The following is a 24,434-nucleotide window of genomic DNA, read 5'->3' on the forward strand; positions in this document are numbered from 1 at the left end:
TAATTTTTTAATTTTCTTTATGTTATTTATTATATTATCAATATAACTTATTGTCAATTGCCAATTTATCAATGCAATCCTTTACATTTGATAAAATTATAAATTTTAAACAAATATTTTTGCTAAATTATCACGCTAGCTTGCTTATTGATTTTTCCCAGCAATTTCATACTTTTTTTCCATTTGAATGTTATAATCTATATTGTTATATAAGTTGCAACAAATACTTAAGGAGGATTTATATGTCTACATATGATGTAATTCTATTTGATTTAGATGGAACTTTAACTGATTCAAAGTTAGGTATAACAAAATCAGTTAAATACGCCTTGGAGAAATATGATATTATTGTTGAAAATCTCGATGAACTGGAAGTATTTATCGGCCCTCCATTATTGGATTCATTTCAAGAATTCTACTTGTTCGATAAACCAAAAGCAGCTGAGGCTATCAAACATTACAGAGAATACTTCACCAAACAAGGTATTTTTGAAAATGCCGTATATCCTAAGATTTCTGAACTGCTAGAAGAATTGAAAAAACTAAATAAAACATTAATAGTAGCTACAGCAAAACCTACTGTTTTTGCAAAAAAGATATTAGAACATTTTAATCTTTCTAAATATTTTTCAGAAATAATCGGAAGTAATCTTGACGGTACAAGAGATTCAAAAGGAGAAGTTATTAATTTTGTTCTATCAACAATACCAAACATCTCGAAAAAAAATATAGTCATGATAGGTGACAGAAAACATGATATTTTAGGAGCAAGAGAAAATGGTTTAGATTCAATTGCTGTTACTTATGGATATGGTACTAATGAAGAGTTGAAAAAGGCTGAACCTACATATTTTGCTAACTCTATTGAAGAATTACTAGAAATATTAAAAACTAAATAAACTCATACATATAATTCATAAAATTATATAAAAAAAATCCAGTAGAAAAATAATTTTCTACTGAATTTTTTTTAATTTAATTGTGCTGTTTACCTAGCATAGCTGCTCCAATAATTCCAGCTTCATTTCCTAATTCAGCTAAAACTATTTTCCCTACTGGTAAATCCTTGTAATATTTATTGTTTATAACCTCTGCTCTTACCTTCTCAAGCAAAAATTCTCCTGCCTTTGAAAGTCCTCCACCTAAAACGAAAATCTCAGGGTCAATAACATTTATCAAATTAAAAATTCCGATTCCTAAATATTTAACTAGTCTATCTACTACAATATTAGCTACCTTATCTCCTTCAGCAGCAGCCTCGAAAATTACTCGTCCTTCTATTTTATCTAAATCGCCATTTATCTTTTCATTTATTATGGTTTCATTACCTTCTTCTATTAACTTCCTTGTATAATTGTTAATAGCAGTAGCTGAAGCAAAGGTTTCTAAGCATCCATTTTTTCCACAATTACAGTTATAATAATTCTCACCAACAATCATATGTCCAATTTCTGAAGCTACACCATTAGCTCCTGTATGTACCTTTCCGTCTATAACAATTCCTCCACCTACACCAGTACCTAAAGTTATAAAAATTCCACTTTTAGCACCCTTCATAACCCCAGCTTCATACTCAGCCAGCCCAGCTACTGTTGCATCATTATCTATATAAACTGGAAGACCTAGAGCCTCTTCTAACGGTTTCTTCAAAGGTATATTATTCCATTTTAAATTCACACAATATATGACATCTCCAGTAACTTGATCAGCTAAACCAGGGATACCTATACCTACAGCTTTAATTTCATCTTTTGATATTCCATAATCCTTTATTACTTTTAAAATTAAATCTTTAATATCATTTATTACAGATTCTGCTCCTCTTTCTTTTTTAGTTGGTGTTGAGTCTGTATATTTTAACCTTCCAAGCTCGTCTACTATTCCAACTGCTATATTAGTTCCACCTAAATCTACTCCTATATACATAGTTCTTTCCCCCTAATATAAAATGATTTATCTCATGACTAACAAATATATAATATGTAAGAAAAGTGCAAAGCACTTTTCTAGTTGAGAATTATTTTATCATAAATTCATAGTTTATTATAGGTTTGAACAGCCTTATATAGTGTAGAATTTCAAAAGTTAAAATTGTACAAAATTCACAATTGACAATAAACAATTGTTATGCTAAAAGGTAAAAATATATTATTTTATGTCCACATAAGAATATGGAGTTTCTTGATATACATAATAATTAATCCAATTAGAAAATAATAAATTTGAATGTCCTCTCCATCTAACAACAGGTTCTTTCTCAGGATTATCATCCTTAAAATAATTTTTAGGAAGCTTGATATCCTCTCCTAAGGCTGCATCTCTATCATATTCAGCTTTTAAAGTATTGGCATCATATTCCGAATGACCAGTTACAAAGATTTGTCTTCCATCCTTTGAAGCTGCTATATATACTCCTGCTTCGTCAGACTCTGCTAATATATCAATGTCCGTAGCCTTCTCAATATCTTCTTTTCTAACCCCTGTATGCCTTGAATGCGGAACGTAAAACTCATCATCAAATCCTCTTAAAAGCTTAACCTTATCTTTGATAACTTTATGAGAAAAAACCCCAAACATTTTCTCTGGAAGAAGATATTTAGGCACACCATGATGGTAGTAAAGTCCTGCCTGGGCTCCCCAGCATATATGAAGAGTTGAAAACACATTGGTAAGTGAAAAATCCATTATTTTCTTTAATTCATCCCAATATCCTACCTCTTCAAAATCCATTTTTTCAACTGGTGCCCCTGTTATTATCATTCCATCAAATTTTTCATCTTTTATATCATCTATGGTTTTGTAAAAACTTAACAAATGATCCTGTGGAACATGTTTTGAATCATATGTCTTAGTATGAATTAGCTCCACCTCTACCTGGATTGGTATATTTCCAAGTAATCTTAAAAGTTGAGTTTCAGTTTCTATTTTTTTAGGCATTAAATTTACAATAGCAATTTTTAAAGGTCTTATATCTTGATGAATAGCTCTTTGCTGATTCATCACAAAAATATTTTCATTTTCTAGAATTTCTGTTGCTGGAAGATCTTTTGGTATTATAATAGGCATAATAATTTTCCTTTCTATTGCAATTGTTATATATTATAGTGTTGAAAGTGCTTGTTCGAAATCGCTTATTATATCTTCTGGATCTTCTATTCCTACAGACACTCTTATTAAATCAGGATAAACTCCTGAAGCTATTTGCTCTTCCTCACTTAACTGTCTGTGAGTTGTAGTAGCTGGTTGAAGCACAGATGTTCTAGCATCTCCTATATGAACAACTAACGCTGCTAAATTTAAATTTCTTATAAATTCATTTCCCGCTTCTGCACCACCTTTTATTCCAAAGGTTAATACTCCACTAGCACCTTTTGAAAAATACTTGTTAACAAGTTCGTAGTTTGAATTACCCTCAAGGCCAGGATAATTAACCCAACTAACATTCTCATGCTTTTCTAAAAACTTAGCTAGTGCTAAAGCATTGCTGCTGTGCCTTTCTATTCTTAAATGAAGAGTTTCTAATCCTAAATTAGTTAAAAATCCATTAAATGGACTTAAGCACGGTCCCATATCTCTTAAAAGCTGTACTCTAGCTTTTACTATATAAGCAGCTTTTCCAAAGGTTTCAACATAACTGATTCCATGATAAGTTGGGTCTGGTTCTACTAATTCTTTAAATTTTCCATTATCCCAATCAAAATTACCTCCATCTACTATAATTCCACCTACACTATTTGCATGACCTTCTATATATTTGGTTGAAGAATAAACAACTATGTTAGCTCCTAATTCTAATGGTCTGCAAAGACATGGTGTTGCTAATGTATTATCTATAACTAAAGGTACGCCTATCTTCTTTGCAATTCTTGAGAACTTATCAAAATCTAAAATATTAAGTCCTGGATTTCCTATAGTTTCTCCATAAAGTACTTTAGTATTATCTTTGAACTCTTTTATTATTTCTTCTTCACTAGCACTAGGATTTACAAAACTTACTTCTATTCCGAATTTTTTCAAAGTAGACGAAAGTAATGTAAATGTACCTCCATATATTGTGGAAGACGCCACTATATGATCTCCACTTTTACATATATTCAGCAAAGCTAAAGTAATAGCTGATTGACCAGATGATGCCGCAAGAGCACCTGCTCCACCATCTAAGGTGTTTACTTTTTCTTCATAAGCAGCTATTGTGGGATTGCTTATTCTTGAATACATATGCCCCGCTTCTGTCAAATCAAATAATTTTGCTACATGATCAGGATCTGCATATTTGTATGTTGTACTTTGAACTATCGGAAGTACTCTAGGTTCTCCTGGATTTGGTGCATAACCTCCTTGAACACATATTGTTCCTTTGCCCCATTGCTTTTTCATTTTATTTGCCCCCTTATTTTTATAAAATAAAAAACACTCCTATTAAGAAGTGTTTAACATACTAAACTCTTCTTATCTTTCAGGAAAATCCTGCTGGAATTAGCACCTTTATACACATGTATAGGTTGCCGGGTTTCGTAGGGCCAGTCCCTCCACCTCTCTTGATAAGACTTTATCGATTTATTTAATTTTTTATTAATATTACACTTAATTACTTTGAAAGTCAAGATATTTTTTGTTTATTTTAAATATTTTAAATATATTTAATTTAATAAAACAAAATATATTTTTATGTATCAACTCCAAATTTAGCTATATAGATATTTTGTATGGTTATATATTAAGTTTATAACGGATCTATATGGATATAATTATAAAATATATAATAAATTCAATAAGTTTATTGTAATAATTTTGAAATCCTTTTTCATAAAATAAGAGGTATAACTAACTTATATAAGATTCTATGGAGGAATTTAATTATGATAAAATATAAAAAAACACTGAAATTTACTATTATATTTATTTTGCTTTCTATTGTATCTACAGTATCTTATTTTATATATTCTTTCGAAAAAAATAGTCATATAACTTCTGAAACATCTACAATTTTGGAATCAGGAAATTTGAATGATACTGATGAAGAAATGCCAGATTTAAGAACAGTAGAAGGTATAACAAATATCCTTTTAATAGGCAGTGATGCAAGAAGCTTAAATGAAAAATCAAGATCTGATGCCATAATGATACTAACCATAGATTCTATTCATAAAAAACTGAAAGTCACATCAATATTAAGAGACACATATGTAAAAATCCCTGGATATGGTGAAGAAAAAATAAATCATTCTTTCAATTATGGAGGACCTGAACTATTACTAAAGAGTATAGAAAATAATCTTAGTATAAAGTTAGACAAGTATGTGATTGTCAATTTTTTTGGATTTAAGGATTTAATTAATTCCATTGGTGGATTGGATATCGATATAAAACCAGAAGAAGTTAAAGAATCCAATAAAATCATGTTAGAACTAAATGAAGACCCATCTAATCTAATAAAAAATTCAGGCTTACAGCATTTTAACGGACAACAAGTTCTTGCTTACTCAAGAATACGCCATGTTGGAAATGGCTGCTATGATAGAACCCACAGACAAAGACATGTTGTTTCTCTAATTATAAATAAACTCACAGATACTCCTGTAATAAAATATCCTGTAGTAGCCTCTAAATTACTTCCTTATGTGAAAACAAATATTGATATCTCTGAAATATTAAATTACGCCTATACAGTTTACCAAATTAAAAATTTTACTCCTGAACAGCTTCAGATTCCTTTAACAGAACTAAGCTATGCACAACTTTTATCAATCAAAGGCTGGGTTTTACTAATGGACAAATATCAAAATGCAAAAATACTAAATGATTTTATCTTCGATGACAAAACCTATAGTAAATCAGACTTAGATTATGCCTCTTGTAAAAAAGCTATAGATAGCTATTTATCAAAAATTGAAAAACCTAAAGCAGCTAAATCATATATAATCACAGAGCCTGTTCATAATACTATAGATTCAAATTCTTCTTCTAATAATAAAAATAATAATACAACAAATACTTCATCCTATAATAAAAACAAACATACTGATATTAATAATACATCTAATAATAATATACCTACTGATAATAACAGTTCTTATAGTAATGCAAAAGAGTCAGACATTAAAAATACATCCAATGAAAATATAAATAAGGATACTTCGAATCAAGAAAAATCTTCTGAGAATACTTTGAAAAATAGTAAAGATAGTGATACCTATCCAAAAGATAAAACTGAAAATAAAGAAACTCCTATCGATAGCTCTTCAAAAACTAAAACTGAAAACACGGAAACTACTACTGATAATTCTTTAAAAATTGAAGATAAAACCAAAGAAACTAATACTGATAATTCTTCTGAACATAATGAAAATAATAAAGACGCTGATAATAAAAATAAACCATCTTCTATCGCCCCATCCAATACTGAAGATGCCACTAATAAAGATAGCTAGATTTTATATACTCTATATAATTATATTTTCTTCCTGAATATATTGGTTCACATACTTTTATTTTTAAGTGGAAAAATAACTAATGTAATGTGCAAAATCTTTAAATATTTATGGGAGGTTCGTTATGAATTCTGAAAGAGCTGAGCAAATAATACATTCAAAAGACAATATAAGTGTTTACTATAGAAATACTCCTGTTCATCTTAAAGCAGTAAACCATGAAACTAATAAGGTTACAGTAAAAAACTTAAATACGGATAAAGATTTTATAGTTCATGCTAAAACTTTAAATGAAGACTTTGGACAAAAGCTATAATGGAAAAATGTTGCGACACAACATTTTTCTTAGTAACCAGTAGCCAGTAACTAGTAACCAGTGGAGGAGGATTTTCTTCCTTTCGTCAGAAAATCTTTTGGTAAATTAAAAGTTTAAAAGCTAGTGAAAATTTTAATCTAAAATTTTCACTAGCTTTTATTATTACTCTAACTAAAGAGCTGGTAAGCGCTTAGAGCCATAGCTCAAGAGATATATTACTTAATGTAAGGCTAAACGTCTTTATTTTGAAATAATTTTTAAATGAACTTTCTTTACCGGAAAGGGTGTAAAGTTTTTTCAAAAGTTTTAGTTAATTTTATCGTTCTTCGAACCACGCAAAGCATGAAAAGTTTTTTTAAATCCAAAGATTTTCTGACATAAGGAAGAAAATCAACATTGCCTGGCTACTGGCTACTGGTTACCGGTACCTGGTTACTAAAGAAAAGTGCTTCGCACTTTTCTAAAATTCTGCTGTTCCTGGAGTTCTTGGGAATGGTATTACGTCTCTAATATTGCTCATTCCTGTTAAGTACATGATCAATCTTTCAAATCCAAGACCGTATCCTGAGTGCTTAGTTTCTCCATATTTTCTAAGTTCTAAGTACCACCAGTAATCTTCTTTATTAAGTCCTAATTCTTCTATTCTTTTTTCAAGAACATCCAATCTTTCTTCTCTTTGGCTTCCTCCAATAAGTTCTCCTACTCCTGGAACAAGTAAATCTGCTGCTGCAACAGTTTTTCCGTCATCATTTGCTCTCATGTAGAATGCTTTTATATCCTTTGGATAATCTGTTACAAATACAGGTTTTCCAAATATTTTTTCAGTTAAGTATCTTTCATGCTCAGTTTGAAGATCTATTCCCCATTCTACTGGATAATCAAATTTATGTCCTGATTTTTGAAGAATTTCTACAGCTTCTGTATATGTTACTCTTCCAAATTCAGAATTAACAACATTATTTAATCTATCAAATAAATCTTTATCTATAAAGCTATTGAAGAACGCCATTTCTTCTGGAGCATGTTCCATTACATATTTAATTACATATTTAACCATAGCTTCTGCGTTATCTAAATAATCCTTTAATTCTGCAAAAGCCATTTCTGGTTCTATCATCCAAAATTCTGATGCATGTCTTGCTGTATTTGAATTTTCAGCTCTGAAAGTTGGTCCAAAAGTATAAATATTTCTAAATGCAAGAGCAAATATTTCACCTTCTAATTGACCACTTACTGTAAGATTTGTTTCTTTTCCAAAGAAATCTTTTTTTGTATCTACATTTCCTTCTTCATCTCTTGGAACATCATTAATATCTAGAGTAGTTACTCTAAACATTTCTCCCGCACCTTCAGCATCACTTCCAGTAATTATTGGAGTGTGTGCATAAACGAAATCTTGATCTTGGAAGAATTTATGTACAGCATATGCCGCTATAGAACGTACTCTGAATACTGCTGAAAAAGCATTACTTCTTGGTCTTAAGTGAGCTATTTCTCTTAAGTATTCAAAAGTATGTCTTTTCTTTTGTAATGGATAGTCAGCATCTGATTTTCCTTCTAATACAATTTTTTTAGCATGAATCTCAAAAGGTTGTTTTGCACCTTCAGTAAAAATAAATTCACCTTCTACAGTTATGCTAGAACTAATAGCAAATTTAGATATTTCCTTAAAATTATCCAAGCTTTCATCAAAAACAACTTGAATATTTTTAAAGAAACTACCATCATTAACTTCTATAAACCCAAATTTATTTGAAGCCCTTAAAGTTCTAATCCATCCTGAAATTTTAACTTCTTTTCCAATAAACTTATCAGATTCTCTAAAAAGTTTTCTTACTAATATACTTTCCATAAGTTTTGTCCTCCTGTTTCTTTTATTGTTTATTTTGTTCAAAATTATAAATAAAAAAACCTTCTATCCTAAATAAACATTAGGACGAAGGTTATATATTCGTGGTACCACCCAATTTGCCATATTTAATATGGCCACTCTAAAAGTACTAAAAAACAATACTCTCCAGCTCTTAACGGTCTGGTTCCGTCTAAGCCTACTCTCAAACAACATTGATTTCGGTTAGAGATTCCAAGGTGTTCTTCAATATAGGCTTCATACTAACCTCTCACTATCGTCAGCTCGCTATAAATCCAACTCTATATTTACTCTCCTCTTCACTATCTTTCAAACATCTTTATTCCAATTTATTATGATTATAATATTAATCCAAAAATATGTCAACAAAGAATAAAATTGCACAGCAATTTTATTCTATTCCCCAGTTACCAATCACCACTCCCCAGAGAAAGGCGTTTTACTATGCAAAACTAAAATTAATACAAATCAAAATAGATTTAAAAGTAGATATGATTTATCTTTAAGTCTCTTTTTTAAGTTTATCTAATTGTTTTTAATTGCTTTTTTCTTTACCTTGGGGATTGGTACTTGGGGATTGGAGACTATCAGAAAAATGCTTCGCATTTTTCTTAAAATAAGAATATAATATGATTGACGGAAACTATACTGGATTATAGGAGGCTTTTTATGGACTTAATTGATTTTCATTGCGATACAATATCAAAAATATATCAAGATAATGGTGAACTTTTTCGAAATAAATATTGTGTTGACATAAATAAGTTAAAGAAAGGAAATTGCACTGCTCAATTTTTCGCACTTTTTACCGAATTGGACAAAGTGCAAAATCCTCTAGAATATACTTTGAAAATGTTAGATAAATTTTATATAGAGCTAGAAAAAAACAAAAAATATATATCTTTGGCAAGAAACTACAATGAACTTATAAAAAACAAATCAGAAAATAAAATTTCTGCCTTTTTAACAATAGAAGAAGGAGCAGCTCTTAAAGGAAGTTTGGATAATCTAAGAATTTTTCACAGATTGGGTGTTAAGCTTTTAACTCTTACTTGGAATTTTCCAAATGAAATAGGATATCCAAACTGTATAAAAGAGCATATGGAGAAAGGTCTTACCCCTTTCGGCTTAGAGTTAATAGAAGAAATGAACAGGCTAAAAATGATTATTGATGTATCTCATCTATCTGACGGAGGTTTTTATAATGTCGCAAAATACTCAAAAGCTCCTTTTGTTGCATCTCATTCAAATGCTAGAGCTTTAACAAATAATCCACGAAATTTAACAGATAAAATGATAAAGCTGCTATCAGAAAAAGGAGGCATTATTGGATTAAACTTTTTCGGAGAATTTCTTGGTGGGGATGAATACAGTAAAATAGATGACATGGTAAAACACATAAATCATATAAAAAATGCAGGAGGGATAGATGTACTCTGTCTTGGAAGTGATTTCGACGGAATAAATTCTAAACTGGAAATAGATAATATAGGTGAAATAGATAAACTATTTACTTCTCTGTCTAAAAATGGTTTATCCGAAGATGAAATAGAAAAAATCTTCTATAAAAATGCATTAAGATTATTAAAAGAAATAGATTAACATTCCTAATATAAATAAATATATTGTTTATATATGATACTTTTCTTTTTTTAATAATATACTGTATATATACATTGCAACAAATACTATTCATTGTATTAAAACTTCGTTGGAGTTTTTTCATAAATTGATCATTAAGCAATGAATATTAATAATTGCAATATATTGTTCAGATTAATACCAGGAGGTACTATATGTATAGTTTAAAAAATTACTCCGAAGAGTTAGTAGATCAACTCTTACCAAGAACACTCCAAAGCTATAACAACATATGCAAATGCAAAAAGTGTACACTAGATATAAAAGCATATGCACTTAATTCTATAAAACCAAAATATGTTGTTTCTGAACAAGGTGAGATATATACTAGAGTTTTAAACGAAATAAATAAACAAGAAATGATAAACATAGTTGAAAGTATTATGAGGGCTATAGAGGTAATTAGCAAAAATCCTAGGCATTAGTAGATTCTTAATCTAGCAGTAATTCATTTACTGCTTTTTTTATAAAATTTTATTTTTTTAATTACATTTTTTGGCATAACTTGTTATAATAGTTATATGTGAAATAAATTCACCTATTGTTCCTATTAAGGTATTAAAGTAAATAGTATTGGATTTTTTAATTTTATAAAAGGAGTGAAATAAAATGCAGGATTACAAAAAAGTATACGAAGAATGGTTAAATAATGAGTTCTTTGATGAAAAAACAAGAGAAGAATTAAGAACTATTAAAGATGATGAAAAGGAGATACAGGATAGATTTTATAAAAATTTAGAATTTGGTACAGCTGGTCTTCGTGGTAAGCTTGGAGCTGGTACAAACAGAATGAATGTTTACAATGTTTCTAAAGTTACTCAAGGTATTGCTGACTTTATTGTTGAAAAAGGCAAAGAGTATATGGATAGAGGTGTTGCAATAGCTTACGATTGCAGACATTACTCAACTGAGTTTGCTAAAACTGCTGCTCTTGTTCTTGCAGCCAACGGAATTAAAGCTTATTTATTTGAAGATTTACGTCCAACTCCAGAGCTTTCTTATACAGTTAGAAGCTTTAAAACTGCTGCTGGAATTATAATTACAGCAAGTCACAACCCAAAGGAATATAATGGATACAAAGTTTATTGGGAAGACGGTGCTCAGGTTCTTTCAAGTATTGCTAACCCTATGACTGAAAAAATAAATTCAATAAAAAGTTTCAAAGATGTAAAAACTATGGATGAAAATACTGCTCTAGATAAAAAACTTCTTGTTATGCTTGGCAAAGATATGGATAAGGAATACATAGATAAAGTTAAAAGTCTAAGTATAAGAGAGGATATAGATAAAAACATAAAAGTTGTATACTCCCCTCTTAACGGAACTGGGAATATTCCTGTAAGAAGAGTCCTTAGCGAAAGAGGATTTACCAATATAATTGTTGTACCCGAACAGGAAAATCCTGATCCTAACTTCACAACTGCTGAATACCCTAACCCCGAAGATACTAGAGCCTTTGAATATGCCGAAAATTTAGGTAAAGAAGTCAATGCGGAACTTCTTCTTGCAACAGACCCTGACTGTGACAGATTAGCAATTGAGGTAAGAGATTGTAATGGAGAGTACATACCTTTTAATGGAAATCAGACTGGTGCCATTCTTATAAAATATATAGTTGAGAGTATGCACGAGATTGGCACTCTACCTAGAAATGCAGCTATAGTAAAGTCAATAGTAACTGGGGATATGGGAAGAGCTATTGCCAAAGAATATGGTGTTACAACCTTTGAAGCTCTTACTGGTTTTAAAAACATATATGGAAGAGTTCCTGAATTTGAAAGAACTGGTGAGTATAAATTTATTTTTGGATATGAAGAAAGTATTGGTTATAACACAGGAACCTTTGTTAGAGATAAAGATGCTGTAAGTTCAGCTATGCTTTTATGTGAAGCTGCTGCTTACTATAAAACTAAGGGTAAGACTCTTTTAAATGTACTAAATGAAATTTTTGAAAAATACGGCTACTACAAAGAAAAGCAGATTTCACTAGTACTTGAAGGAGCTGAAGGGAAAGCTAGAATAGACAGAATGATGAAAAGCTACAGAAAAGATTTTCCACAAGAAATAGGAAATCTAAAAATGTCTAAATATATAGATTACTTGGAAGGTTATGAAGATATTCCTCCTTCTGATGTTTTAAAATTCTATTTAGAAGACGGAAGCTGGTATGCAATTCGTCCATCTGGTACTGAACCTAAAATAAAAGTATATATCTATACAAAAGGTAATACTTTAGAGGAATCTAATAAGAATCTAGAAATATTAGAAGAAATAGTTATAAACAAACTTAATTCTATAGAATAATACAAATATAAAAATAAACTAGCCACAAATTATGACTAGTTTATTTTTATAAATTATTTTGCTTTTATTTCTGTCCAAGCTTTATCATACAGCTTTATATTATCTCCTAAATCAACAAATACTTCACATTTCTTTAATATCTCATCATCAGGATATGCTGTTTTATCATTTTTAACTTCTTCATCCAACATTTTAAATGTTTCTGTATTTGGTGTTGAATATCCGATGTAATCAGCATTTTTCTTTGCAATATCAGCTTTTGTTAAGAAATCTATGAATAATTCAGCTTCTTTTTTATTTTTGCTCCCTTTTGGTATTACTATGTTATCAAACCACATGTTGCTTCCTTCTTTAGGAATTACATATTTTAAATCTGGATTTTGACTTATCATATTTATTGCATCTCCAGCCCAAACAACTGCAAGAGCTGCTTCTTCTTGAACCATCATATCTTTAACTTCATCAACAACATAAGCACGTACAAGCGGTTTTTGTTTTATCAATTCCTGTTTAGCTTTTTCAATTTCATCAGGATTGGTACTATTCATAGAATATCCTAAACGTTTTAAAGAAATTGATATAGTATCCCTTAAACTGTTGAACATTAAAATTTCACCTTTATATTTTTCATTCCAAAGGATATTCCAACTATCTACAGGTTCTTTAACCATTTTGCTGTTATATATTATTCCAAATGTACCCCACATATATGGTACAGAATATTCATTTTTAGGATCAAAAGCAAGATTTTTAAATTTATCATCTATATATTTATAGTTTGGAACATTTTTAAAATCTATTTTTTCAAGCATATCTTCATTTATCATTTTTGTAATCATATAATCTGAAGGGATACATATGTCATAATTTGCTCCCCCAGTTTTTAGTTTTGTATACATGTTCTCATTAGTATCATAAGTTTCATAGTTAACTTTAATTCCAGATTCCTTTTCAAAATCTTTTAGTACAGATTCATCTATATAATCGCCCCAGTTGTAAACATTAAGTACCTTAGCCTCTTCCTTTTTTCCACAGCCTGCACCAAAAATAGTTAGTACTGATGCAATCATAATTAAGGATACTACTTTTTTAAATTGCTTCATTTTTTAACTCACTCCCCTTTATATCTTTTATATTTATAATTAAAAGTAAAATTAATACTACGGAAAACATTAACGTAGATAATGCATTAATCTTAGGATTTATTCCCCTTCTAGCCATAGAATAAATTGTTATGGATAAATTACTTACCCCTGTACCTGTGGTAAAAAAGCTTATTACAAAATCATCTATTGATAAAGTAAATGATATAAGCAGCCCTGAAATAATTCCAGGTTTTATTACAGGTAAGATAACCTTTCTAAGTGTATATCCAGGTGTTGCTCCTAAATCCATAGCTGCTTCAGTTATATTTTTCGGCATCTGCCTCAATTTAGGTAGCACCGATAAAATAACATAAGGTATATTAAAGGTTACATGTGCAAGTAGCATTGTTATAAATCCTAAAGGAATATTAACAAAAATAAATAAACTCATTAAAGCGATACCTGTCACTATATCAGGATTCAGTACTGGTAAATAATTTATGTTCAAAATTAATTTCTTGCTAAATCCTTTCATTTTGTAAATACCAATGGCAGATATAGTCCCTATTATAGTAGCAATTATTGAGGATAGAACCGCCACAGCAAGAGTATAATTTAATGCTGTAAGTATTTGTTTATCTCTTAATAATTCTACATACCATTTTAATGTGAATCCATCCCATTGAGATCTTGATTTTGAATTATTAAATGAAAATATGATCAAAACTACAATAGGAGCATACAAAAACACATATATTAGAAAAACATATATTCTTTTTAGTATTTTTTCTACCATAGATGACCACCACTTTCTTCTTTATCATATTTTGACATTGCTGCCATAGAAATCAGTATTAAAATCATCAACAATATTGATACTGCAGAACCAAAATGCCAATCATTCACAACAGTAAACTGCTGTTCTACCAAGTTTCCTATGAGCATGTATTGTCCGCCTCCTAAAAGTCTTGATATTACAAAGGTACTTACAGCAGGCATAAAAACCATTGTTATTCCAGACATAACACCAGGCATGCTTAAGGGGAAAATAACCTTTATAAAAGTAGTAGTTCTATCAGCACCTAAGTCTCCTGCCGCTTCAATAAAGCTTTTATCCATTTTGCTTAATACTGTATAAATTGGAAGCACCATAAATGGTAAAAAATTATAAACCATTCCTAAAATAACAGCTCCATCATTATATAATAGATTTAGAGTCGGTAAACCTATTGATTTTAAGGCTGTATTTATAAATCCATTTCTACCCAATATAGACATCCATGCGTAAGTTCTAAGCAAAAAATTCATCCACATAGGTATAACGAATAACAATACCATAATATTTCTTTTCTTAAGTTCCATATTAGCTAAAATCATAGCCATAGGATACCCTACAATTAAACATACTACCGTTGATATTAGAGCAAGGTTAATAGAACGAAGGAATACCTTAATATATATGGGGTCCATAAGTCTCTTAAAATTTTCCAGAGTAACCATTAATCCATTAGTATCTTTAGTTAAACTAAATATACCAATAAGTATCAGTGGAAATACAATGAATATAATGCTCCAGACTATATATGGGTATGCTGCATACTTCTTCATAATTCCTCTGATGCCTTTTTCATTATATGAATATCTTGTTGATGTATGTCCATCCCAATCAGGCTTCCAACCTTAGCACTTAAGGTATTGTGAAGTATCCACTGTCTTTCTTTTTCTCTTACAATTATTTCATAATGAACACCCTTAAAAATTTGAGACTCTACTACCCCTTGTAACATTCCCTTTTCAGCACTTACAATTTTTATATCTTCTGGTCTAACAACAACATCTATTTTTTCATTTCTTTGGAACCCTTTATCTACACACTTAAATTCCTTATTTGAAAATTCCACAACAAAATCATCTTTCATTAAACCATCAACTATGTTACTCTCTCCTATGAACTTAGCCACAAAAGCATTTTTAGGTTCATTATATATGTCCTGTGGGGTTCCCATTTGTTGAATTTTTCCTTTATCCATAACCACTATTGTATCTGACATTGTTAAAGCTTCTTCCTGATCATGAGTAACATATATAAATGTAATTCCTAGTTTCTGCTGCATGCTTTTTAACTCTATTTGCATTTCTTTTCTTAATTTTAAATCCAATGCACCTAATGGTTCATCTAATAATAAGACCTTAGGTTCATTAACAAGTGCTCTTGCAATAGCTATTCTCTGTTGTTGTCCTCCACTTAATGAATCAATAGTTCTTTTTTCATAACCTTCTAAATCAACCAGCTTTAACATTCTCTCTACTCTTGATTTTATTTCATTCTTATGTACTTTCTTTATCTTTAATCCAAAAGCTATATTTTCAAATATATTCATATGAGGAAATAAAGCATACTTCTGAAAAACAGTATTTATTTGTCTTTTGTATGCTGGAATTTCATTAATAACTGCATCCTCGAATATAACATCACCTTCAGTAGGTTCTTCAAAACCTCCCAGAATTCTTAATGTAGTGGTTTTTCCACATCCACTGGGACCTAGTAAAGTTAAAAATTCATTCTTCCTTATGGAAAGATTTATATTTTTCAAAACACTTGACCTATTATACTCTTTACATATATTTTTTAAATTAATAATATTTCCTTCCATTTACCTTCACCTCGCAAAACTTAATTTTAGAAATAAGGTGGTGTACTTACCCATAATACTTTAGCAATATTTTTTCCAGCATTCTCAATGTAATGACTAGTTCTGGCTTTATAATAAAAGCTTTCTCCTTTTTTGGCTTTATATCTTTTGTTACCTAACACAATATAAATGCTTCCTGATAGAATAAATCCAAACTCTTGCCCTTCATGCGGCGCATCTTCTTTGTACCTTCCACCCGATTCCAATGTTAATACAATAGGTTCCATCATGTTCTTTTGAGCATTTGGCACTACCCATTCCAGCTTATATTTAAGTTCTTCATCTTCCGTTTCAAACATTTCTTCCTTTGTAAAAACTATTTTTTCGTCTTCAACGTCATTGAAAAAATTTTTAAGATTTGTACCTAGACATTCTAATATATCTATTAAGGTCGCTATTGAAGGCGATGTAAGCTCTCTTTCTACTTGTGATATAAATCCTTTAGATAATTCACATCTGCTTGCTAATTCCATCTGTGTTAATCCCTTTTCCACCCTTAATTGCTTAATCTTTTCGCCAATAATCATAACTTCTCCTTTCTTGTTATACCATTATACTAAACCCAAAGTTTATAATTACTAAACTTTTTACTCAATTATTATACTAGCATATTTTTTAAAAATCAATGATTTTTGAAAAATATGTTTATTTTTTGTATAATTTTTCTTTCTTTAAAATTATATTCAACAAGTACATGATATGCTATATTTAATTTTAAAAATAAATAACTAAAAAAAGGCAGCTTCATTGCTGTCTTTATCTATTATCTCACTCTCTTCAATCCAATCTCTAAAGCTTGAAGATTAGCTCTTGATGCATCTCTTAATCTTACAAATATCATAATTAATTCTTGTGGTACTCCTTTTTTCATAATGAATCTATTATACATTGCCATATTCTCAATCTCTTCTCCTATTGATATTTCAAAACTTTCTTCAATGTTAGACGATGTTCTAAAAAATTCTCTTGACCTATCTTTTGGAATAGGTATTTTATATTTTGAAAATGTAGTTTTCAGAAGAGAAATATTAACATTCTTTGCCTTTAATATATCTGTAAAGGATCTCTTATCTCCAAATTTTTTAATTATTTCTTCATACTTAGCCTTTCGTAAATATTCGTTTTCTATAGCATATGTAAGCATTTTCTCAACGCTTAAATTTTTATCCTCTTTAGCAGCCTTAGCACCCCACTTTTCAGTTTGTAGAGTTTTAGCTGTTGAAATTGCATTCTCATCACTTATTGGCTCTTTGTCAGTTTTATTTCCACAACCTGTTGTTCCCAATATAAAAGTACATAATACCATACTTATAATTCTTCTAATTAACCATTTATTTTTCATATATTCACTCCTAGTGCCATTGTCGCTATCTAATATTTTTACCAAAAAACAAAAATAAATACCCATTAATAGATGGATATTTTCAAATCTTCATCTGGGGGTATCTTTTGTCAAAAGAAGATGAGAATTTAGCAGTTAAAGAATTTTAAAATAAAAAAAATAGCATATAAATTTCAATTAAAAATCTTTTCTGAAATTTATATGCTTATTTTTACTATCTTTATAAGTTAGATAATAAACTGACAGTTAATTTTTCATATTACATAAATGTATTTTCAAAAACATTTTGGCCATAGTATTCTGAAAGTATTTGTTTTTCTCCATTACTTAATGATATAACTCCATTTTCCTTATCTATATATTCATTTACTGATATATTTAAAAGCTCAGCCATGTCTGCTTCTCTTGCCCCGTTTTCTAACCTTGCTGTTTTCAAATTAGTTTTTTTCATATTATCACCTCTTAATTTGTTTTATTTCATTAATATTATTAGTACCTATGGGTGAAACTATACTAAATTTGAACTCAGAAAATCAACATCTTATTAAAAGCAGTTGAAACTTGAAATTGGATAGTTAAAAGGTGTTCATTTGCGTTTTACCATAATATTTTTCTGTTAAAGTCAGAAGTAACACAGAAAAAATTATTAACGTAGTGCCTATTACTATTGAAAATGTTATTTTTTCATTTAAAATTACTATTCCTAACAATACACTGACAATAGGCTCAAAAGTACTTAATATTGAAGCATTAGAAGAACCTATGATTTTAATTCCTTTTACAAAAGCTACAAGAGCAAATAATGTTGAAATAACAGCTATGCATAAAATATCTATAATTGTATGATATGTAACTGCTATTTTAATCCCTACAGTAAATTTTCCAAAGATAAACACATAGACTGATGCTATTAGAGTTACATAAAAGGTACTTACCAAAACGTCCATTTCTTTAATTTCCCCTTTATCAACTCCAATAATATATATTGAATAAAAAACTCCAGAAATCACTGCAAAAATTACTCCTGTTGTGTTAATATACATATTTTTAGTGTATATTAAACAATATACTCCTGCCACCGAAAGTAGAATAGACAAAATTTTACCCAAATGTATTTTTTCCCTATAAATTAAAATCATTAAAATGGTAACCACTGCTGGATATACAAAATGTAAAGTTGTAGCTACTCCAACAGATATATATGTATATGATAAAAAAAGGGTAATGGTTGTACTTCCATATCCTACTATCCCTAAAAAAAGCAAATTGAAAAATTGCTTTTTACTGATTTTAAAATCTACTTTTTTTATTAAAAAATATGATAACAACATACTCGCTGTTATCAAAAGCCTAAAAAACAACACCGTTATAGAATTCATTCCTCTACTACAAGCATCCTTAGTCCAAATTGGCGTCACCCCAAAAGCAGCAGAAGATAACATTGCATAAATAACTCCATGTATTTTTTTCATATTTTTACCTCTAATATAATATTAAGAATACCAAATAATATTATAGTTCATTATTCGGTATTTGTGTTAATAATTTCTTATTTTTCTATAATTTTTCTAAGTTTCTGTTTGAGCAATTATCATTACTACTTTTTTGTATTAAAACATATATCTAATATTATTACTATAATTTTTATAAAAATCATATAATATCATAATGTAAGGAGTTGATTATCATGACTGTAAACTATGCTCATAGAGGTGCCAGTGCCTATTATCCCGAAAACACCATGTTAGCTTTTGAAAAGGCATTAGAACTTGGGGCTACTGGAATTGAAACAGATGTACAAATGACTAAAGATGGGGTTTTAATATTAATGCATGATGAGCTTGTTAATAGAACAACCACTGGTAGAGGTTTTATTAAAAACTATACTTATAAAGAAATTAGAAAGTTAGATGCTGGCTCATGGTTTAGAGGAGACTTTAAAAATATTAAAGTACCATCTCTTGATGAGCTAATGGATCTTCTGATGGACAAAAATATACAATTAAATATCGAGTTAAAAAACAATATAATTCTGTACGAAGAACTTGAAGAAAAAGTAATACAAAAAATCTATAAATACAATATGCAAAATAAAGTTATAATATCAAGCTTTAATCATTATGCTCTTGAAAAATGTAAAGAAATCTCTCCAGAAATAAAAATAGGTCTTTTATATATTGCTGGATTATACGAACCAGAAAAATATGCAAAACGTTTAGGTGCTGAAGCTCTTCATCCTTATTTTTATGCAGTAAATAATGATGAAATAATAAAAAATATAAAGAAGACTGGCCTAATGTTAAATCCATATACAGTTGATGAAGAAAGCTACATGAAATTTTTTGTAGATCATGGTGTAGATGGCATAATAACAAATTATCCAGATAAGTTAAATAAGATTTTAACAGAAAAGAATAAAAATAGAAAAAGTTTAGGAGTATAGCTTTATAAACTCCTAAACCTCTTTTTTAAATTACCAGTCATACTTAACGGGAGTACCTATTTCTCTATTAAAATGGAAAAAGGATATAAGCATTCTTACTGATTCACTATCAATTTCTTCTGCCAAATTCATTTCTTTACAAACTCTTTTATACTCAATTAATACTCTGTCCTCTACAATACTTGGAAAGGTTGCAGCCATTCCTGATGTTATATTTAAATCTTCATAAGGAAGTATTCTTGTAAATAACAGTGTATCTGTATCCCCTGTTTGACTAAAGCTTATATCTGTTAATCTAACATTCTTTACTCTATTGAATACATCTTTCAAGAAAACTAAATTCTTTGAAGGTGAAAGGTTAACTACTCTAAATAAAGATAAATAAGAATTATCTAATGCTTTAAGTATATCCTCTTCTATTTCATTTTCAGAACCTACATTTTCCCTGTATAATTGAACCATAGTTTTTCCATTAACCTTATATTCATGAATTACAAAATCAAGTAAAAACATCATTTCGCTGTCAGCTTTTGGTGCTATATTTCCATTAGTATCAAGCATTCCTAGTATTCTTGCAGAATTTAGGATAACCTGTTTATCTATACTTGAATTTATATAATTCATTATTTTTGTACCTATAAGTATTCTTTCAAACTCTCTATATGCTTTATATCTTTCTAAATTATCCATAAAATTCTCCTTTACATTTAAATTGATAACATTCAACTCTGTGCTGTAAATTTTCACTGTGTAGAATTTTAATTTTTGGAATTCCACACCTATATTATAACATTTAAGTATGGATTTTCTTAACTATTCTTAAAACTGTCTGGTGCAATTGTTCCCATAGAAACTATAGCTTTTATTGCTTCATCTACTGTTATATCTAAAAACTCTACACTTTCTCTACTCACATATACTAAAAAACCATTTGTAGGGTTAGGAGTTGTAGGTATAAAAACAGCTATTTTCTCTTTATTTGATATTTTTAGTTCATTGTTTGTAACAAATCCTATGCTTTTCATACCCTTGCTTGGGAAATCTATATATACAACCTTACTGAATTTTTTCCCATCATTGCTTGATATCATCTTACTAACTTCTTTAATAGCAGAATAAATACTTTGGGCTACAGGTATTTTTGAAATTGTTTTTTCGATAAGTTCTAATAATTTCTGTCCCAAATAATGTTTAGTAATAAACCCTACTGCAAAAATAAATATTATAGTTGTTAAAAATCCAACTCCAACTATTGTTTTTCCATAAAATAATTCAACAATACCAGCTGAAAAGGAGTCTACAATCATAAATACATAATATAATATAAATATTGTCAACCCGATAGGCAAAATAGCTGTTACTCCAGCTAAAAATAAATTCAATAATCTTTTCATTTTCTTTTTCCCCTTTTAATATACTAATTAATGTCCTTTCTATTTTATAAATATATGATACTCTTTTACAAAGGCTTGTCAATAAAATTACTGATTTGAAACTAATACCTCTTTTAAAAACATGAAATTTACGATATACTTAGTTTCAATATAAAAAATCTTTCATATTATTTTTTATATTAAGTTGGGGCAGTATCATCTTTTTACATTTAAAATTTTAAAGAAAACATTGAACATTGCTTCATCTTCGTTGTTTTCTTGCAAAAATATTAGTTGTTATTTTAAAATTCTAGAAATTACTACTTTAAAAAGGGGGATAAACAAAATGGAAAATAGTCTTATAAGAAAACTTGAAAAAGAACATCAAGACTATCTTAGAGATGAATCTCGAAAAGTTGGCAATGCTGAATCAATTTCTTTCCCTAAAACTGAAAAAGAAATTGTAGATATTCTATCAGTTCTAAGCCACAATAAAACTTTAGTTACCACTCAAGGTGCTCGTACTGGTATCGCTGCTAGTGCAGTTCCACAAGGTGGACACGTATTGAGTTTAAATAAAATGAATAAAATAATCGGTCTTCGTTATGATGATGAAACTGAAGAATTTTTTATAAAAGTTCAGCCAGGAGTTTTATTGTCCGAACTGAGAAATGCCTTAGAAAAAAAAGATTTTGACACTAAAAATTGGACAGAAGAATCTCTCTCTGCTTTAGAATTATTAAAAAAATCAGGCTCTTACTTTTTTTCACCAGACCCAACAGAATCTAGTGCTTCCATAGGGGGTATAGCTGCCTGCAATGCTTCTGGAGCTTGCTCCTTTAAATACGGTGCTGCACGAAACCACATAGAAGCTTTGCGCGTAGTTTTAGCAAATGGAGATACCATTTCACTAAAAAGAAAAAAGGAAAAAGCTTCTGGTAACTCCTTTTCAATAAAAACAAGTTCTGGTGAAATACTAGAAGGTACTCTACCAAAATATAATATGCCTAAAGTAAAAAATGCTTCTGGATATTTTTCAATGGAAAATATGGATTTAATAGATCTCTTTATTGGCTCAGAGGGAACTCTTGGAGTTATAACAGAATTAGAATTAAAACTTTTAATTAAACCTGCTTTTATATATGCTTTAACTGCCTTCTTCTCATCTGAAGAAACAGCTTTAAAGTTTGTTCAGGAAATTAGAAAAAATTCCTCACCAGCTGCTGTTGAGTTTTTTAACTGTACAGCATTAAATCTGTTGAGAGAAGAAAAGAAAACAAATCCTGCTTTTAATAAGCTTTTAGATTTGCCTTCACATTTTCATACAGCAGTATATGTTGAATACCATGGTGACAGTGAAGAATCCGTTGATGATATGATAATGAAAGCTGGAGAAATAATTGAAGAATGTGGTGGAGATGAAAAGGATACCTGGGTAGCTACTAATCCCTCGGAAAAAGAACAGCTTCATGTCTTTAGACATGCAGTTCCAGAAGCAGTAAATCTTCTTATTGACCAGCGCCGAAAAACAGATTCTAATATTACAAAGCTTGGAACAGATATGGCAGTTCCTGACTCAAAGCTTGAAGAAGTTATGGATTTATATAATAAATCATTAAAAGAACATAATCTTGAGTTTGTTATATTTGGTCATATAGGTAACAATCACGTTCATGTTAACATACTTCCAAACAGTATGGATGAATATAATAAAGGAAAAGAATTATACACTGCTTGGGCAGAAAAGGTTGTAAAAATGGGTGGAACAGTTTCTGCTGAACACGGTATTGGTAAGTTAAAAATAGTTATGCTAAACAAAATGATGGGTGAGAATGGCATACACGAAATGAAGAATTTAAAGAATTTATTTGATCCTGAAAATAGATTAAATAAAGGAAATCTTTTTGAATAATAGATATTATTTAAAAAACTAAGGGCTAGTGCTCTTAGTTTTTTTAAATATACATTGCTATTGGAATTATTTCTATAAGAGAAGGGTTTTCATCCGTCATTTTTCTGTTGTAGTTTCTAACTAAAGATTTATTTTTTATAAATCTACTTTCAAAGTTCATGAGACCTTCTTCATCTAAATAATCAAAACAACTTCCACTTAACATTTGAGTATTTCTATTTGTATTTCTATTTGTATTTCTATTTGCATTTCTATTTGCATTTCTATTTGTATTTCTATTGTTTTTATCAACATTTACTACTTTACCCAAAACAGAAACCCTTGAATTACTCATATAATCAACGTGATCTTCCATAAACTGTAATTGTATCGGAACTGAAATATTTGTGTTTGAACCACAAATATTTTCTGCAACAAATCTAAAACAATTTGAATTTTTATGTTCTTCCAGCTTTTCCTTTAAAGATTTTAAAACCTCTTTTTTAGCCTCATATTCAATTTTTTCTTTCTCATCTCCTATATGAGGATTAAAAGCTATCTCCATTTCCATAGTATTTATGATATCTTCTACATGTTGAATCACAGGATTCTTTTTTAGGTTACATGTAAATTCTATAAAATCATTTTCTTTTATATTGTTATTTATCTGTGTTTGGTTGTTTATACTCTTTAGCAAATTATTCTGAACCAATAAATCTCTCAGTTCCAATAAAACTACTATCTTCTTTGAAATTTCCGCTCTCTGTTTTGCAAACTCATTAAGCAGTTCAATTGTAAAATTTCCTTGAACATATTGTCCACAAGTAACATTACTTAAAGGAGTAGTAATCTTTACTGCCTGCTGGTTCTTTGTAGTTGTAGCTTTAACTTCTGTAAATTGCCGAATTATTATAGTATGAAGATTATTTATCATATCGTTATTCAAATACAACGGTATAATTGCTCCATTAGCCGCCATTTTTACCCTCCTTGTAATTTAAACTTATAATTATAGTAGTTTAATTCAAATTATCCAACAGCCTGA

23 protein-coding genes, 1 riboswitch and 1 other annotated feature are annotated in these 24,434 nt (G+C 29.4%); of the genes, 8 read left to right on the plus strand and 15 right to left on the minus strand.

From position 1 onward, the window contains the following. Positions 1-242 precede the first annotated feature (242 nt). Positions 243-899 carry an HAD family hydrolase gene (locus tag OIO11_RS05185; RefSeq protein ID WP_268070353.1) on the plus strand — a complete coding sequence of 219 codons (657 nt, stop codon included), beginning with the start codon at positions 243-245 and terminating at the stop codon, positions 897-899. Between the two features lie 76 nt (positions 900-975). Here OIO11_RS05185 and OIO11_RS05190 read toward each other — a convergent pair whose 3' ends face one another. The 3 genes from OIO11_RS05190 to OIO11_RS05200 all read right to left on the minus strand — a co-directional run bounded on the left by OIO11_RS05190 (position 976) and on the right by OIO11_RS05200 (position 4,377). Next, positions 976-1,926, minus strand: coding sequence for an ROK family protein (locus tag OIO11_RS05190; RefSeq protein ID WP_268070354.1), 951 nt, complete (start codon positions 1,924-1,926; stop codon positions 976-978). 222 nt (positions 1,927-2,148) lie between these two features. Then, positions 2,149-3,066, minus strand: coding sequence for a homoserine O-acetyltransferase MetA (gene metA, locus OIO11_RS05195; protein WP_268070355.1), 918 nt, complete (start codon positions 3,064-3,066; stop codon positions 2,149-2,151). Positions 3,067-3,099: 33 nt separating this feature from the next. Further along, positions 3,100-4,377: an O-acetylhomoserine aminocarboxypropyltransferase/cysteine synthase family protein gene (locus tag OIO11_RS05200; protein ID WP_268070356.1), complete on the minus strand. Its 1,278-nt coding sequence runs from the start codon at positions 4,375-4,377 to the stop codon at positions 3,100-3,102. Between the two features lie 69 nt (positions 4,378-4,446). Then, positions 4,447-4,548, minus strand: a riboswitch (SAM riboswitch). A gap of 311 nt (positions 4,549-4,859) precedes the next feature. Here OIO11_RS05200 and OIO11_RS05205 point away from each other — a divergent pair. After that, entirely contained in the window at positions 4,860-6,431 is a 1,572-nt protein-coding gene (locus tag OIO11_RS05205; protein WP_268070357.1) for an LCP family protein, read from the plus strand. Positions 6,432-6,555: 124 nt separating this feature from the next. Then, on the plus strand, positions 6,556-6,747 hold the full coding sequence (locus OIO11_RS05210) for an H-type small acid-soluble spore protein (protein ID WP_268070358.1): 192 nt from the start codon (positions 6,556-6,558) through the stop codon (positions 6,745-6,747). Between the two features lie 460 nt (positions 6,748-7,207). Here the strand turns inward: OIO11_RS05210 and asnS are convergent, their stop codons facing one another. Then, a complete protein-coding gene (gene asnS / locus OIO11_RS05215; RefSeq protein WP_268070359.1) occupies positions 7,208-8,599 on the minus strand; it encodes an asparagine--tRNA ligase in 1,392 nt (463 codons plus the stop codon). Positions 8,600-8,676: 77 nt separating this feature from the next. Beyond that, positions 8,677-8,929, minus strand: a binding site (T-box leader). Between the two features lie 357 nt (positions 8,930-9,286). Between asnS and OIO11_RS05220 the strand changes: the two genes are divergently transcribed. The 3 genes from OIO11_RS05220 (at position 9,287) to OIO11_RS05230 (ending at position 12,562) form a co-directional block, all read left to right on the plus strand. After that, positions 9,287-10,219, plus strand: a complete 933-nt coding sequence (locus tag OIO11_RS05220; RefSeq protein WP_268070360.1) for a dipeptidase — start codon at positions 9,287-9,289, stop codon at positions 10,217-10,219. Between the two features lie 194 nt (positions 10,220-10,413). Further along, positions 10,414-10,683 (plus strand): late competence development ComFB family protein, encoded by a 270-nt coding sequence (locus tag OIO11_RS05225; protein WP_268070361.1) that lies wholly within the window; start codon positions 10,414-10,416, stop codon positions 10,681-10,683. A gap of 184 nt (positions 10,684-10,867) precedes the next feature. Beyond that, positions 10,868-12,562: a phospho-sugar mutase gene (locus tag OIO11_RS05230; protein WP_268070362.1), complete on the plus strand. Its 1,695-nt coding sequence runs from the start codon at positions 10,868-10,870 to the stop codon at positions 12,560-12,562. Between the two features lie 53 nt (positions 12,563-12,615). On the opposite strand, the gene OIO11_RS05235 is transcribed toward OIO11_RS05230, so the two are convergent. The 8 genes from OIO11_RS05235 to OIO11_RS05270 all read right to left on the minus strand — a co-directional run bounded on the left by OIO11_RS05235 (position 12,616) and on the right by OIO11_RS05270 (position 19,154). Next, positions 12,616-13,665 carry an ABC transporter substrate-binding protein gene (locus OIO11_RS05235; protein WP_268070363.1) on the minus strand — a complete coding sequence of 350 codons (1,050 nt, stop codon included), beginning with the start codon at positions 13,663-13,665 and terminating at the stop codon, positions 12,616-12,618. Further along, a complete protein-coding gene (locus tag OIO11_RS05240) occupies positions 13,652-14,443 on the minus strand; it encodes an ABC transporter permease (protein WP_268070364.1) in 792 nt (263 codons plus the stop codon). Before OIO11_RS05240 ends, OIO11_RS05235 begins: the two co-directional genes overlap by 14 nt. Further along, positions 14,437-15,255 (minus strand): ABC transporter permease, encoded by an 819-nt coding sequence (locus tag OIO11_RS05245; protein ID WP_268070365.1) that lies wholly within the window; start codon positions 15,253-15,255, stop codon positions 14,437-14,439. Before OIO11_RS05245 ends, OIO11_RS05240 begins: the two co-directional genes overlap by 7 nt. Next, the gene (potA, locus tag OIO11_RS05250) at positions 15,252-16,301 is read right to left on the minus strand and encodes a spermidine/putrescine ABC transporter ATP-binding protein (RefSeq protein WP_268070366.1); all 1,050 of its coding nucleotides are present in this window, start codon (positions 16,299-16,301) and stop codon (positions 15,252-15,254) included. Before potA ends, OIO11_RS05245 begins: the two co-directional genes overlap by 4 nt. 26 nt (positions 16,302-16,327) lie before the next feature. After that, positions 16,328-16,867, minus strand: a complete 540-nt coding sequence (locus OIO11_RS05255; protein ID WP_268070367.1) for a helix-turn-helix domain-containing protein — start codon at positions 16,865-16,867, stop codon at positions 16,328-16,330. 236 nt (positions 16,868-17,103) lie between these two features. Continuing rightward, a complete protein-coding gene (locus tag OIO11_RS05260) occupies positions 17,104-17,682 on the minus strand; it encodes a hypothetical protein (RefSeq protein ID WP_268070368.1) in 579 nt (192 codons plus the stop codon). Positions 17,683-17,941: 259 nt separating this feature from the next. Beyond that, the gene (locus OIO11_RS05265; protein ID WP_268070369.1) at positions 17,942-18,133 is read right to left on the minus strand and encodes a helix-turn-helix domain-containing protein; all 192 of its coding nucleotides are present in this window, start codon (positions 18,131-18,133) and stop codon (positions 17,942-17,944) included. A 124-nt stretch (positions 18,134-18,257) separates the two neighbouring features. Then, complete coding sequence (locus OIO11_RS05270; RefSeq protein WP_268070370.1) at positions 18,258-19,154, minus strand: DMT family transporter; 897 nt, start codon at positions 19,152-19,154, stop codon at positions 18,258-18,260. A gap of 215 nt (positions 19,155-19,369) precedes the next feature. Here OIO11_RS05270 and OIO11_RS05275 point away from each other — a divergent pair, with 215 nt between their 5' ends. Then, on the plus strand, positions 19,370-20,125 hold the full coding sequence (locus tag OIO11_RS05275) for a glycerophosphodiester phosphodiesterase (protein WP_326497923.1): 756 nt from the start codon (positions 19,370-19,372) through the stop codon (positions 20,123-20,125). 30 nt (positions 20,126-20,155) lie between these two features. Here the strand turns inward: OIO11_RS05275 and OIO11_RS05280 are convergent, their stop codons facing one another. Beyond that, positions 20,156-20,815 carry a hypothetical protein gene (locus OIO11_RS05280; RefSeq protein ID WP_268070371.1) on the minus strand — a complete coding sequence of 220 codons (660 nt, stop codon included), beginning with the start codon at positions 20,813-20,815 and terminating at the stop codon, positions 20,156-20,158. Positions 20,816-20,934: 119 nt separating this feature from the next. Next, complete coding sequence (locus OIO11_RS05285; RefSeq protein ID WP_268070372.1) at positions 20,935-21,519, minus strand: DUF502 domain-containing protein; 585 nt, start codon at positions 21,517-21,519, stop codon at positions 20,935-20,937. 325 nt (positions 21,520-21,844) lie between these two features. Here OIO11_RS05285 and OIO11_RS05290 point away from each other — a divergent pair, with 325 nt between their 5' ends. After that, entirely contained in the window at positions 21,845-23,410 is a 1,566-nt protein-coding gene (locus OIO11_RS05290) for an FAD-binding oxidoreductase (protein ID WP_268070373.1), read from the plus strand. A 43-nt stretch (positions 23,411-23,453) separates the two neighbouring features. On the opposite strand, the gene OIO11_RS05295 is transcribed toward OIO11_RS05290, so the two are convergent. Further along, on the minus strand, positions 23,454-24,368 hold the full coding sequence (locus OIO11_RS05295; RefSeq protein ID WP_268070374.1) for a DUF6414 family protein: 915 nt from the start codon (positions 24,366-24,368) through the stop codon (positions 23,454-23,456). Between the last annotated feature and the right edge of the window lie 66 nt (positions 24,369-24,434).

Origin of the sequence: Clostridium sp. ZS2-4 (genome assembly GCF_026719745.1) — a bacterium.
GTDB lineage: Bacteria > Bacillota > Clostridia > Clostridiales > Clostridiaceae > Clostridium_H.

Coding starts and splice junctions, on each gene's coding strand:
- OIO11_RS05280 (WP_268070371.1), bottom strand. CDS start 20,815: ATGGATAATTTAGAAAGATATAAAGCATATAGAGAGTTTGAAAGAATA.
- OIO11_RS05205 (WP_268070357.1), top strand. CDS start 4,860: ATGATAAAATATAAAAAAACACTGAAATTTACTATTATATTTATTTTG.
- OIO11_RS05230 (WP_268070362.1), top strand. CDS start 10,868: ATGCAGGATTACAAAAAAGTATACGAAGAATGGTTAAATAATGAGTTC.
- OIO11_RS05240 (WP_268070364.1), bottom strand. CDS start 14,443: ATGGTAGAAAAAATACTAAAAAGAATATATGTTTTTCTAATATATGTG.
- OIO11_RS05275 (WP_326497923.1), top strand. CDS start 19,370: ATGACTGTAAACTATGCTCATAGAGGTGCCAGTGCCTATTATCCCGAA.
- OIO11_RS05245 (WP_268070365.1), bottom strand. CDS start 15,255: ATGAAGAAGTATGCAGCATACCCATATATAGTCTGGAGCATTATATTC.
- OIO11_RS05270 (WP_268070370.1), bottom strand. CDS start 19,154: ATGAAAAAAATACATGGAGTTATTTATGCAATGTTATCTTCTGCTGCT.
- OIO11_RS05235 (WP_268070363.1), bottom strand. CDS start 13,665: ATGAAGCAATTTAAAAAAGTAGTATCCTTAATTATGATTGCATCAGTA.
- OIO11_RS05185 (WP_268070353.1), top strand. CDS start 243: ATGTCTACATATGATGTAATTCTATTTGATTTAGATGGAACTTTAACT.
- OIO11_RS05190 (WP_268070354.1), bottom strand. CDS start 1,926: ATGTATATAGGAGTAGATTTAGGTGGAACTAATATAGCAGTTGGAATA.
- OIO11_RS05260 (WP_268070368.1), bottom strand. CDS start 17,682: ATGAAAAATAAATGGTTAATTAGAAGAATTATAAGTATGGTATTATGT.
- OIO11_RS05210 (WP_268070358.1), top strand. CDS start 6,556: ATGAATTCTGAAAGAGCTGAGCAAATAATACATTCAAAAGACAATATA.
- OIO11_RS05295 (WP_268070374.1), bottom strand. CDS start 24,368: ATGGCGGCTAATGGAGCAATTATACCGTTGTATTTGAATAACGATATG.
- OIO11_RS05200 (WP_268070356.1), bottom strand. CDS start 4,377: ATGAAAAAGCAATGGGGCAAAGGAACAATATGTGTTCAAGGAGGTTAT.
- OIO11_RS05285 (WP_268070372.1), bottom strand. CDS start 21,519: ATGAAAAGATTATTGAATTTATTTTTAGCTGGAGTAACAGCTATTTTG.
- OIO11_RS05265 (WP_268070369.1), bottom strand. CDS start 18,133: ATGAAAAAAACTAATTTGAAAACAGCAAGGTTAGAAAACGGGGCAAGA.
- metA (WP_268070355.1), bottom strand. CDS start 3,066: ATGCCTATTATAATACCAAAAGATCTTCCAGCAACAGAAATTCTAGAA.
- OIO11_RS05220 (WP_268070360.1), top strand. CDS start 9,287: ATGGACTTAATTGATTTTCATTGCGATACAATATCAAAAATATATCAA.
- OIO11_RS05290 (WP_268070373.1), top strand. CDS start 21,845: ATGGAAAATAGTCTTATAAGAAAACTTGAAAAAGAACATCAAGACTAT.
- OIO11_RS05225 (WP_268070361.1), top strand. CDS start 10,414: ATGTATAGTTTAAAAAATTACTCCGAAGAGTTAGTAGATCAACTCTTA.
- OIO11_RS05255 (WP_268070367.1), bottom strand. CDS start 16,867: ATGATTATTGGCGAAAAGATTAAGCAATTAAGGGTGGAAAAGGGATTA.
- asnS (WP_268070359.1), bottom strand. CDS start 8,599: ATGGAAAGTATATTAGTAAGAAAACTTTTTAGAGAATCTGATAAGTTT.
- potA (WP_268070366.1), bottom strand. CDS start 16,301: ATGGAAGGAAATATTATTAATTTAAAAAATATATGTAAAGAGTATAAT.